General features: G+C 37.1%; 11 protein-coding genes. 8 read left to right on the forward strand and 3 right to left on the reverse strand.

Features of this window, described 5'->3' with window-relative positions:
* The first annotated feature begins 18 nt into the window (after positions 1-18).
* Positions 19-1,902 carry a type VI secretion system baseplate subunit TssF gene (locus tag BCF58_RS06580; protein ID WP_121460959.1) on the forward strand — a complete coding sequence of 628 codons (1,884 nt, stop codon included), beginning with the start codon at positions 19-21 and terminating at the stop codon, positions 1,900-1,902.
* Here the strand turns inward: BCF58_RS06580 and BCF58_RS06585 are convergent.
* Together BCF58_RS06585 and BCF58_RS06590 are read right to left on the reverse strand one after the other, a co-directional pair.
* Positions 1,899-2,690, reverse strand: coding sequence for a helix-turn-helix domain-containing protein (locus tag BCF58_RS06585; protein WP_121460960.1), 792 nt, complete (start codon positions 2,688-2,690; stop codon positions 1,899-1,901). The genes BCF58_RS06580 and BCF58_RS06585 overlap by 4 nt on opposite strands.
* Entirely contained in the window at positions 2,677-3,753 is a 1,077-nt protein-coding gene (locus BCF58_RS06590; RefSeq protein ID WP_121460961.1) for an SDR family oxidoreductase, read from the reverse strand. The genes BCF58_RS06585 and BCF58_RS06590 overlap by 14 nt, the downstream gene beginning before the upstream one ends.
* A 302-nt stretch (positions 3,754-4,055) precedes the next feature.
* On the opposite strand from BCF58_RS06590, the gene uvrA reads away from it, so the two are divergent.
* From uvrA to BCF58_RS06620, 6 genes are all read left to right on the forward strand, one after another.
* Positions 4,056-6,887: an excinuclease ABC subunit UvrA gene (gene uvrA, locus BCF58_RS06595; RefSeq protein ID WP_121460962.1), complete on the forward strand. Its 2,832-nt coding sequence runs from the start codon at positions 4,056-4,058 to the stop codon at positions 6,885-6,887.
* A gap of 264 nt (positions 6,888-7,151) precedes the next feature.
* Positions 7,152-7,541 carry a hypothetical protein gene (locus tag BCF58_RS06600; protein WP_121460963.1) on the forward strand — a complete coding sequence of 130 codons (390 nt, stop codon included), beginning with the start codon at positions 7,152-7,154 and terminating at the stop codon, positions 7,539-7,541.
* 142 nt (positions 7,542-7,683) lie between these two features.
* Positions 7,684-7,818 (forward strand): bacteriocin-like protein, encoded by a 135-nt coding sequence (locus BCF58_RS06605; protein WP_121460964.1) that lies wholly within the window; start codon positions 7,684-7,686, stop codon positions 7,816-7,818.
* 143 nt (positions 7,819-7,961) lie between these two features.
* Positions 7,962-8,474 (forward strand): DUF421 domain-containing protein, encoded by a 513-nt coding sequence (locus BCF58_RS06610; RefSeq protein ID WP_121460965.1) that lies wholly within the window; start codon positions 7,962-7,964, stop codon positions 8,472-8,474.
* A gap of 5 nt (positions 8,475-8,479) precedes the next feature.
* Positions 8,480-8,977, forward strand: a complete 498-nt coding sequence (locus BCF58_RS06615; RefSeq protein ID WP_121460966.1) for a GNAT family N-acetyltransferase — start codon at positions 8,480-8,482, stop codon at positions 8,975-8,977.
* A gap of 109 nt (positions 8,978-9,086) precedes the next feature.
* The gene (locus BCF58_RS06620; RefSeq protein ID WP_121460967.1) at positions 9,087-9,317 is read left to right on the forward strand and encodes a hypothetical protein; all 231 of its coding nucleotides are present in this window, start codon (positions 9,087-9,089) and stop codon (positions 9,315-9,317) included.
* 151 nt (positions 9,318-9,468) lie between these two features.
* On the opposite strand, the gene BCF58_RS06625 is transcribed toward BCF58_RS06620, so the two are convergent.
* Positions 9,469-9,783, reverse strand: a complete 315-nt coding sequence (locus tag BCF58_RS06625; RefSeq protein WP_121460968.1) for a DUF4286 family protein — start codon at positions 9,781-9,783, stop codon at positions 9,469-9,471.
* Positions 9,784-9,931: 148 nt separating this feature from the next.
* Between BCF58_RS06625 and gyrA the strand changes: the two genes are divergently transcribed.
* Positions 9,932-12,517: a DNA gyrase subunit A gene (gene gyrA / locus BCF58_RS06630; protein ID WP_121460969.1), complete on the forward strand. Its 2,586-nt coding sequence runs from the start codon at positions 9,932-9,934 to the stop codon at positions 12,515-12,517.
* Position 12,518: the final 1 nt, after the last annotated feature.

Consider the following 12,518-nt stretch of genomic DNA (forward strand, 5'->3'; position numbering starts at 1 on the left):
TTATTGTAATTAGAAATTATGAACCTAGATCAGAATATATATTCCAAAGAATCGGTAAAAGCAAGAATGCTCCAGAATGCCACGAAAGTCTGGGGATTGAAAAGCCCGCAGTCATTAGACCCTTTTGTGAAATTATTGATTGATGCTTTCAGTACCGAGGTCTTTAAAGCCAATAATGAGATCCAGACGGTAAATGCGCGTATTTTAGAGAAACTTGCGAAACTGCTCACACCATCTATTTATACCCATCCGATTCCTGCCCATGCAGTGGCCTTTATTTCCCCCTATGAATCATCAGAAATTTTATTGGATCATACGGAGTTTTTCTTCAGAAAGCAGATGACCTCCACGATAAAATCAGAATCGGATAAGCAGGTTAATATTCCCTTTACACCCGTAGGAAATGTAAGGATCAATAAAATGCAGACTTCGATCATGTTCGTTGGAAACACCTGTTACAGTATTGATGACCGGCTGAATAAAATTCCTGTGGCAAGATTTCAGGGAAGACCGGAAGATTACAGAAAAATTACCATTGGAATCAATGTTACCAAATATACGAGTGAGAATTTTCCGAAACAGGTCAGCATATTTTGTTCAAATCCGGCTTATGAGCATCTGGATTTTGTGTATAAGCTTCTGCCTTATATCACTGTAAATAGCAACGGAAATCCTTTATTTGTGAAAGAAGGAATTACCTACCTTAAGACGAATCAGTCGGAAGGATATGAACAGATGTTCCGGGAACAATCTATCAAGACAAAGACCATAGAAGATATTAAAAGTATTTATCGTCATAAATTTATTGAGATTACCGGAATTTCAGACACCTTGATTTCCGAGCCTGGAAAACTACCGGAAAACCTGGACTTTCTGGATGGAAAAGATGAAATTACAAAAGCTATAGATGGTAAACGTTATTTATGGCTTACTTTTGAATTTCCGCCACAGTTTTCTGCAGAAATTTTAGATAACTTTTCATTTGTTCTGAATGCTTTCCCAATCTACAACAGAGGCTGGAAAAAAACGGAATACAGCCTTGATATAATGGGAAATAATATTCCTTTGGTAACGGATGAAGGCGAACACTTTCTGTATGTAGATGAGGTGCAGGATGGGGAAGGAAGAGTCTATACAGAAATTCCTTTTACCCCAAATGATGATCTTAAAAAAGGTCTGTACACTATAAGAAAAGGCGGAATGGAGCGTTTTACCAACAGAAATGCGGTGGATATGATAGCCAATGTGCTGGAACTTACCCGGGATGAGATTGCTGCGTTTTCTCTTCTGAACAGGGATAATGTAAAAAGCATCCTGAGCGAAATGGCTGATAAGATGAAGTCAATGGTACAAAAAGTAAATAATGCTAAAAGAAACATCAGGCAGGAGCTGAATTATGTGATTATGGAACCTGTTGAAAAGACAGACCACACCTATGCTTCTTTTTGGGTTACGCATTGTACTTTAGCCAACCATATGCGTCCCGGAACAGAGCTTTCTAACCAATTGAAATCTCAATCTTTAGTACTGCTTACCGAAACCATTGGTGGAGCAGAAGAGCAAAAAGGAACAGATAGCATTCAGGCATACAAATATGCACTGACGACAAGGGATAAGATCATTTCTCTGGAAGATGTTAAGAATTATTGCAGAATGGTTCTGAAAGATGAGCTCAAAGACGTAAGAGTGAAAAGAGGAACTATGATCAGTAACAAACCTAAAGAAGGATTTGTACGTACTGTAGAAGTTGAAATTATTCCTCAGAATTATTCTTTCTATGGAAGAGTGTATTGGGAAAACATAGCCAATATTCTCAGAAATCAGATCATTTCCAAAGCTATAGATGGAATAGAGTATCAGGTAAAGATCAGCAATGAGGATACAGATTTCTCTGATAACTAAATAGACTGTAAACTACTTGCAGAAATTCCGAATTGCTTTTTAAAGGCAAAAGAAAAATGAGATAAATTCTCAAAACCGAGATCAACATAAATATCTGTTGGTCTCTGTTTTTTTTCTTCAATGAGAAATCTGGCTTCCTGCAAACGACGTTTTATAAGCCATCGGTTCGGCGTCTCATTAAAAATAGTCTTAAAATCTCTTTTAAAAGCGGATAAGCTTCGGCCTGTAAGAAAAGCAAAGCGTTCCATGCTGACATTGAATTTATAATTCCGCTGCATGAATTCTTCAAGATCCAAACGTCCTGGAACACCAAAATCAAATAAAATATCCGATAATTCGGGATGCAGCTGTAATAAGATCAGCAATAATTCTTCCCTTTTCAGATTGGAAAACGTTTCATTCACATTGCCGGATCCATTATAATAAGGTTCTAATGAAAGTAAAAAACTATTGATCAGCTCATCTTTCTTTAATTTGATAAAAGCATCTTTTGAAGTATGGTTCTGAAAGTTAATGCGGTGTTTCTTCTGGAAATTTTTCAAAAATAATTCATCAAAAAAGAAGATCACTTTTTCAAATTCATTTTCATCTGTTCTTACTTTGTTGTACCGTGCGAGTCTATTTTTGCGAACAATACAGCTCTCACCGGGCTTTAATGTATAATGCTTATTGCAATCATAGCCGTTCATCGTACCTTTTGCCAGAAACAAAAAGAAATGCTCTGTAATAAACTGTTCCGGGGAAATGGCAGGACCTACAAAACAGGATTTTATTTCAGTGATCTTCATGATTTTTTGTGTATTTTAATGTCCTCTCTAAAATAAGTTTTACTTCACAATATTTAATTAAACTATTGGCAGTTGCCAGAATGGATTCTTCCATGGAACGGGGTTTCCAGTCTAACATTCTGATGGCTTTTTCACTACTTGCTCTTTTTACCATTCCTAAATAGGGAGTAACAACTCTTAATTTTGAATTGAATATAGCCAATAATTTTATAATCCAGCTCGGCAATTCTTTAGTGGGAACTTTAGCTGCTTTCTTTCCAAGGTTTTTTCTAAGTACATTGGATATGTCTAACAGAGAAAGACCTTCTCCTGCTACTGCAATAAAGCGTTGTCCGCTGGCTTCGGGTATTGTCATTGCTTTAAAATGCAAGTCTGCAACATCACGAACATCCACATATCCTGAAATAATTTTAGGGCAGGCTTTCATCTCACCATTTAGCATTTGCTTTATATTTTGGATAGAATGTGAAAAATCATCCGCTAAAACAGGCCCTAAAACCCCTGTAGGATTTACCACAGCAAGCTCCATTCCTTTTCCTTCATTCTGTATAAAATCCCATGCGGCTTTTTCAGAAATTGTCTTGGATTTTTGATAAGGAAATACGGTTTCATTTAAAATGGTCCAATCTTCCTCTGTATAAGGGGTAGTTTTTACAGTTCCAAAACCTACAGCTCCAAACGCTGAAGTAAGAACCACTCTTTTCACTCCTGCTTTTTTCGCAGCACGCATCACGAAAAGCACTCCGTTTTTAGCAGGAATTACAAAATCATCTTCCGTTTTGGCATTCGTATAAGGTGTTGGAGAGGCAACATGAATCACATACTGACAACCTTCAACGGCCTTTTCCCAACTGGATTCGTTCTGTAAATCAGCCTCCACAAAAGATAAGTCTCGGAAAGAATAGATTCCGCCTTCTTTGAGCATACTTTTTACCAAATCGGATTTTTTAAGGGAACGGAGGGTTGCTTTTACCTTATAACCATTGTTCAATAAAGCGATGATGCAATAAGATGCAATAAATCCTGAACCTCCCGTTACCAAAACTGTTTCTTTAGTATTCATTTTTTAAGTATTTTGATAAAGCAAATTTCAGGAACCTGTAATCAATTGAATGTGTTGAAAAGTCCAATTTATTTTGTTGAAAAGCTCAGATGCTTTTTTGAATATTTCCTGATATGGCAATATTCTCAATGTTAAGCTGAATGAAGCAATGAATCTGAAAGTTTCCGGGAAATCAAACCCTAAAAATTTTAATTCTTTTTTTAACTAAAATCTTAAACTTTTGTGTCTTTTGGAGTTAATAAAATTCCATAAAATTCCGTAATTTTGCACATCGTGATTTTCAGGCAGAATCACACCGAATTATGAGCAAATCAACAGAATATATAGAAGTTTACGGGGCTCGTGAACATAATCTTAAAAACATCAACGTCAAAATTCCGCGCAATGAGCTGGTGGTGATCACCGGACTTTCGGGAAGCGGGAAATCATCATTGGCTTTTGATACCATTTTTGCAGAAGGACAGCGTCGCTATATCGAAACATTTTCAGCGTATGCCCGCCAGTTTTTAGGAGGTTTGGAGCGTCCGGATGTGGATAAGATAGAAGGTCTTTCTCCCGTCATTGCTATTGAACAGAAGACAACCAATAAAAACCCGCGTTCAACAGTGGGTACTGTTACGGAACTGTATGATTTCCTTCGTTTGCTATATGCCAGAGTTTCCGATGCCTACTCACTTTCCACCGGGAAAAAACTCGTAAGCTATACGGAAGAACAAATCCTTGAAACCATTAAAGAAAACTATAAAGGCGAAAAAATAATGTTACTGGCTCCTGTAGTAAGATCAAGAAAGGGGCATTATCATGAGCTTTTTGTTCAGATGGCCAAAAAAGGTTATGGACAGGCAAGAATTGATGGTGAATTGCAGGATATTGAATATGATCTGAAACTGGACCGTTACAAAACCCACGACATTGATATTGTAATCGACCGTTGGATTATTGGCGAAAATGCCTCCGAAAGCAGAATGGAAAAATCGTTGAGAACAGCGATGGAAATGGGAGATGGAATTATCGGGATTCAAAAGCTGGGAGGTACGGATATTGAATATTTCTCTAAGAATTTAATGGATGCAGAAACGGGGCATTCATTGGCTTTACCGGAACCTAATACATTCTCATTCAACTCTCCGAAAGGAAGCTGCTCAAGCTGTAAAGGACTGGGAACCATCAAAAAAATCAATACAGATTATTTCGTTGATAATTCTAAACTGTCTATTAATCAGGGCGGATTATTGCCATTGGAAGATATTAAGTCTAATAAATGGATTCTTTCCCAGATCAAAAGCATTCTTGAAATCTTCGGTTTAGGCTTAACTACACCCATGAAAGATATTCCGGAAGAAGCATTGGATTATATCTACAACGGCTGTCATAAAGAATTCAATAAAGACCTTAAATATGCAGGGATTACCAAGAAAATAAAGATCAGTTTTGAGGGTCTGATCCCCTTTATGGAAGAGATTATTGATGAAAGAGAATCGTATGAAGCTATTTTACTGGAAAGACATTTTACAACGGAGGAAACCTGCCCGGAATGTAACGGGACCCGCCTTCAGTCATCCAGCTTAAGTTTTAAGATTGATGGAAAAAATATTGCGGAAGTTAATGCTTTGAGCTTAGCGGACCTGAAAGACTGGTTAGCAGACGTTAAAGATAAATTCTCTGAGAAAAATAAAATCATTGCTCATGAGATTTTAAAAGAAATAGAAACCCGCCTTCAATTTTTATTGGACGTTGGATTGGATTACCTGAGCCTGAGCAGAAGCTCCAAAACACTTTCCGGGGGAGAATCCCAGAGAATTCGTTTGGCGACTCAGATAGGATCTCAACTGGTAAATGTATTGTACATTCTGGATGAGCCAAGCATTGGGCTGCACCAGAGAGATAATGAAAGACTGATCAACTCTTTGAAAAATCTCAGGGATATAGGAAATTCCGTTTTGGTAGTAGAACATGACAAAGATATGATTCTGGAAGCCGATGAGGTACTGGATATCGGTCCGAGAGCAGGAAAGTTCGGCGGTGAAATTCTATGGCAGGGAAAGCCAAAAGATCTGTTGAAGGCCAATACAATTACTGCTCAGTACATCAATGGAGAAAGAAAAATTGAAATTCCTGCAGAAAGAAGAGCAGGAAACGGCAAAAATATACTGTTAAAAGGAGCTACGGGAAACAACCTTAAAAATGTAACTCTTGATGTTCCGTTAGGAAAACTAGTTGTAGTAACCGGAATTTCAGGAAGCGGGAAATCTTCCCTGATCAACGGAACTTTATACCCGATCCTTAATAAACATTTTTACAGAGCAGTTCAGGAACCGTTACCATACAAAAAAATCGAAGGCCTTGAAAACATTGATAAAATTGTAGATGTAGATCAAACCCCGATTGGTAGAACACCTCGTTCAAATCCTGCGACGTATACAGGAATGTTCACGGATATCAGGAACCTTTTCTCAGAATTACCGGAAAGCAAAATCCGGGGTTATAAGCCGGGGAGATTCTCTTTCAATGTAAAAGGCGGAAGATGTGAAACCTGTCAGGGAGGTGGTTTGAAAGTAATTGAAATGAATTTCTTACCCGATGTTTACGTCCACTGTGAAACCTGCAACGGAAAACGCTTCAACAGGGAAACTCTTGAAGTACGTTACAAAGGAAAATCTATTTCCCATGTATTGGATATGACCATTGATGAAGCCGTAGAATTCTTCCAGCCGATTCCTAAGATTTTTGCTAAAGTAAAAACCTTACATGATGTAGGATTAGGATATATTACATTGGGGCAACAGTCTACAACCCTTTCGGGTGGAGAAGCCCAACGTATCAAGCTGGCTACGGAATTATCAAAAAGACAGACAGGAAATACCCTTTATATTCTCGATGAGCCAACAACAGGGCTTCATTTCGAGGATGTAAAAATTTTGATGGAAGCTATTAACCAACTGGTAGAATTGGGGAACTCATTCATCATCATTGAACACAATATGGATGTGATCAAATTGGCAGACCATATCATTGATGTAGGGCCGGAAGGAGGAAAACATGGCGGACAGATTATCGCACAGGGGACTCCGGAAGAAATAGTGAAGTCTAAGAAAAGCTTAACTGGGAAGTTTTTGAAAAGAGAATTGGAATAAATACTGTTTTTATATTGCGTAAACTCATTAAAATTATACTTACATTAAGGTCAAATCAGTAAAGTTTGACCTTTTTTTGGCTCTAATATAGTCTTCCAATGTTAATTTTTTAATTATTTTTCAATATTATATATGTGATTATCAATTGATTATATTTTAATGTTAACTGAATGTTAACTGAATGTAAAATTAATGTGAATTAATTTAGTAACTTTGGGTAAGAGATAAGATAAAAAATAATATCTAATTTAAAACCAAATAGTTATGAAAAATAAAATTCAAATATTGATCGCTTCATTTTTTATTTGTGGATTGGTAACCATTGTTAATACGGCAAAAGCACAGCAGACTATTGAGGAAATACAAATTAACAAAAATGCTGCTCTTGATGAGATCAGAGAACTTTTAATATATAATTTTGACCCTACCAATCCTGATTTCAAAGAGGGAATTGTAGATTCGGAAGTAAAATTTGAGATTAATGAAAAAGGGAAAATTGTAAATGTGCATTCTAAGGGAGACTGTAAAAATGTAAGCAAAGAAATTGAAAGTATATTGAGCCACCTTCAATACAAAGTCAACAGCAAAAAACTAAGTAAGGATATGTTGGCTTCCATCTATGTAATGCCTGTAAGGGTACATATTACCGAATAATATTGTTGTATACAGTTGTTTAAAGCCGTACCGCATTGTATGGCTTTTATTTTGTAAATATAATAATGAAAATTTTTAACATCAAATTGTAATAATTGATGCCGATTTTCGTTTTATTTTTAATACACAAAATTAAAACGATATGAAAAATCTGAAAAAACTTACTAAAGAAGATTTAAAAAAGGTAAGCGGAGGCGCACCTAAAAGGTATTGCGTATACTGCGAATGGATGAATGCTGTGGTATGCAGCGAAGTTCCGATCTCCCAATGTCCTTAAAAATTAAAGCCGCTTTTTAAAGCGGTTTTTTTTATGATAAAAAATTGATTCAAGTCCTGTTTATAGTACTAACTTCTAATTTCTGTTTCTAACTTCTTTAATACATCAAAAAATTTATACATTTGATATAAATAACTTTTAGGGTGGATCCTATTCTTAATGTCGTTCTGCGTTCCCTCTGTGTTTACCTTTTCATGGTAATCGCGATCCGTTTATTTGGTAAGAATCAGCTTTCCCAGCTCAATGCGGGAGATGTTGTTTTATTGCTGTTAATATCCAACGCCGTGCAGAATGCAATGGTAGGCCCCGATACTTCACTGGAAGGCGGCCTGATTGCGGCATTGGTCTTATTTGTGGCCAATTTTATTCTAAAGCGACTGATGTTTTCCAACCGTTCCTTTGAAACCTTTATGGAAGATGATCCGGTGACACTGATAAAAGATGGTGTTATAGATCAAAAAGCCTTAAACAGGGTAAAAATAACCATGGATGAATTAGAGGAAGCCATAAGAGAACATGGGATTGAAAGTATAGATAAAGTAAAATTGTCCAATCTCGAAGTTGATGGAAACATCAGTGTAATTTCCTGGGATGAGAAGAATACCCAAACCCGTTATTCCAGGATAAAAAGAAAAAACAAAAGAAAATATCATTAAATACAATGAATTACGAATTAAGAGAAATGTTTCCTGGAGACATGCCTAAAGTTTTAGAAATATTCCGGCAGGGAATTAATGGCGGAATGGCCACTTTCGAAACCGAAGTTCCCAACAGTGAAGCCTGGGATATGGAATTCTTTAATGAATGCAGGTGGGTGCTGGAAAACGAAAACAATGAAGTCATCGGTTGGTGCGCTTTAAAACCCGTAAGCAAAAGACAGTGCTTTAAAGGCGTTGCCGAAGTAAGTATTTATTTCGATAATAATTATCAGGGAAAAGGGTTGGGTACGGTTCTGCTTAAAAAGTTGATTCTGGATAGTGAAGAGCACGGATTTTGGACCCTGCAGTCCAATATTTTTCCGGATAATCAGGCTTCCGTGAAGTTTCATCAGAAAAATGGTTTTCGAATGGTAGGGACACGCCAGAAGCTGGGACAGCTCAATGGAGAATGGAAAGATGTGGTGATGCTGGAAAGAAGAAGTGGAATAGTAGGTGTTTAAAAAGAAACTATTATAAAAATAAGTGATATTTATTAAATAAATTCATATTTATAAACTTTTTGGTATTATAATTGTTTATTTCCGTTCTAGAAATTGAAATAATGTAAATATGAAAGGTTTGATTAAAATTGTAGGAGTGGTAGTAGTGTTGTTTATGCTTTCCTCATGCATAGTACACGAATACCACGGAAGGAGAGGTCTTCCACCGGGACAGGCTAAAAAATATTATGGTGGAAGCGCAAGGTATTATGCTCCTGGTCATGTAAAAAAGAGAGTATATTACTATAATGATTACAGAGGAGGCCATAAGCATGGCCATAAAAAACACCATAGAGATTAAAATTTGAATAGATAAAGCCCTGAATTTTCAGGGCTTTTATTTTTATGGTAAATGGCTAATGATGTCTTTTGGCATTAACATTGATCATTTTCCATTAATTCCAAAATCAAAAGCTCTGAATTTTCAGAGCTTTTGTGTGTATTCATCAGTCTTATAATCTGGATTTCTTAGGATTCAGGAACGTGTTGAAGATCATTACTTCCTGTCCGAATTTTTTCTCGACCCTTTCTGCAATGTTCAGGAGTTCACTCTTGATAAAATCATCCCGCAGTTCGTCATTATCAAATATCAAAAGAAGGTTATAATTCTTACCCTCTTCAATATAATCACTGTGTACTTCGGATAGAATATACTTGCTTACGTCCATAAGATTTTCGGTCATTAAAATCAATGACTCATCCATATAATTTTCCCATTCTTCGATATTATTTTTCGTACTGTGGAAAGTTATACTTAATACGCTCATATTTTATGAATTTTTAAGATTTTGTGGATAAATTCTAAGGCAAAAATCGGCAAATTTTTCGTAAATTAGCCCGTTAATAAAAATTGAAGATAGATAATTTTCAGACACACAGCTAAAAGTCTGATAATCATTATAATAAAATTTGTTTATGCAAAAAGAAGGAGAAAGATTGATTCCTATCAACATTGTTGATGAAATGAAGTCGTCTTATATCGATTATTCGATGTCCGTGATCGTTTCCAGAGCGTTACCGGATGTAAGAGACGGCTTAAAACCCGTTCATAGAAGAGTACTTTATGGTATGTATGGATTAGGGGTTTTTTCTAATAGAAAATATTTAAAATCTGCAAGAATTGTTGGGGATGTTTTAGGTAAATATCACCCGCACGGAGACTCCTCTGTATATGATGCGATGGTAAGAATGGCACAGGAATGGAGCTTGCGTTATCCTCAGGTAGACGGCCAGGGTAACTTTGGTTCCATGGATGGTGACCCTCCAGCGGCAATGCGTTATACCGAAGCCAGATTGAAAAAGATTTCCGATGAGATCCTTTCAGACTTAGATAAAGAAACAGTTGACTTCCAGAATAACTTTGACGACAGCTTACAGGAACCGACGGTAATGCCTACAAAAATTCCAAACCTTCTGGTTAACGGAACTTCAGGTATTGCGGTAGGGATGGCAACCAATATGGCGCCACACAATTTATCGGAAGCCGTAGATGCAATCTGTGCTTATATCGACAATAGGGAAATTACTATTGATGAATTAATGCAGCATATCATTGCTCCGGATTTCCCGACAGGTGGGATCATTTATGGATACGATGGAGTAAGGGATGCATTCCATACAGGAAGAGGCAGGGTAGTCTTAAGAGCTAAAGTGAGCTTCGAAGAAATAGGAAACAGAAATGCAATCATCGTTACTGAAATTCCTTACCAGGTAAACAAAGCAGAAATGATTGCCAGAACAGCCGAGCTGGTGAAAGATGAGAAAATCCCTGGAATTTATGAAATAAGGGATGAGTCCGACAGAAAAGGTCTTCGTGTGGTTTATGAATTGAAAAACGATGCGATACCTAATGTAGTACTGAACTTACTATATAAATATACGGCACTTCAGACTTCTTTCAGTGTTAACAATATTGCATTGGTACACGGAAGACCGGAACAGCTGAATTTAAAAGATATTATTCATCACTTTGTTGATCACAGACATGAGGTAATTGTAAGGAGAACTGAGTACGAGCTTAGAAAGGCTAAAGAAAGGGCTCATATCTTAGAAGGTTTCATGAAAGTGATCGGAACACAGGATGCCTTAGATAAAGCCATCTCCATTATCCGTCACAGTGCCAATCCGCAAGCTGCGAAAGAAGGATTGATCGAGGAATTCGACCTTTCCGACATCCAGGCTCAGGCAATTCTGGACTTACGTCTTGCACGTTTGACAGGAATGGAGCTGGACAAGATCCGTGATGAATATGATGCAATCATGAAAGAAATTGCTGATTTAGAAGATATTTTGGCTAATGAAGTCAGAAGATTCCAGATCATCAAAGATGAATTGCTTGAAATTAAAGAAAAATACGGTGACGAAAGAAGAACCGAAATAGATTATTCGGGAGGGGAAATGTCCATTGAAGACATCATTCCGAATGAAGCTGTGGTTCTTACGATTTCCCATGCCGGTTATATTAAAAGAACTTCACTTTCAGAATATAAAGTTCAGAGCAGAGGCGGCGTTGGAAACAAGGCGGCAACCACAAGAGATTCGGACTTTCTGGAGTATATCGTTTCCGCAACCAACCACCAGTATATGCTGTTCTTTACGGAAAAAGGAAGGTGTTATTGGTTAAGGGTATTCGAAATTCCTGAAGGATCTAAGACCGCAAAAGGCAGAGCTGTTCAAAATCTTATTAACATCGAACCGGATGATAAGATCAAAGCGTACATCAGAACCAATAACCTGAAGGATACTGAATATGTAAATCAAATGAGTGTAGTGATGGTTACAAAGAACGGAACGATCAAGAAAACATCATTGGAAGCGTATTCAAGACCGAGAGTGAATGGGGTAAATGCTATTGAAATCAGAGATAATGACCAGCTGTTAGGTGCATATTTAACAAACGGAACTTCTCAGATCATGATCGCTACCAAAAACGGTAAATGTATCCGTTTCCCTGAAGAAAAAGTAAGAGAAGTAGGTAGAGGTTCCATTGGAGTACGTGGTATTACCCTTGAAGACAATGATGAGGTTATTGGTATGATTGTTGTGAATGATGTGGAGAACGAAACTGTTCTTGTGGTTTCTGAGAAAGGATACGGAAAAAGAACTGCCGTGGAAGACTACAGAATTACCAATAGAGGAGGAAAAGGAGTTATTACCCTGAATATTACCGAAAAAACCGGAAACCTGATTGCCATTCAGAATGTAACTGATGAGGATGGATTGATGATCATCAATAAATCCGGAGTGGCTATCAGAATGGGAATGGATGAAATGAGGGTAATGGGTAGAAATACCCAGGGAGTACGAATGATTAATCTTAAGAAGAACGATGAAATTGCTGCTATTGCAAAAGTAGCTATGGATAAAGACGTAGAAGAAGATGCTGAAGAAAATGAAGAAGGCTCTGAAACTGTAGCTGATAACCAGGAAAACAATACCATTCCTCAGGCTGGAAATGAAACCCCGACAGAGGAAAATGAAAACTCTGAGTCTGAAGAATAAA

The organism is Chryseobacterium defluvii, assembly GCF_003634775.1.
Lineage (GTDB): Bacteria > Bacteroidota > Bacteroidia > Flavobacteriales > Weeksellaceae > Chryseobacterium > Chryseobacterium defluvii.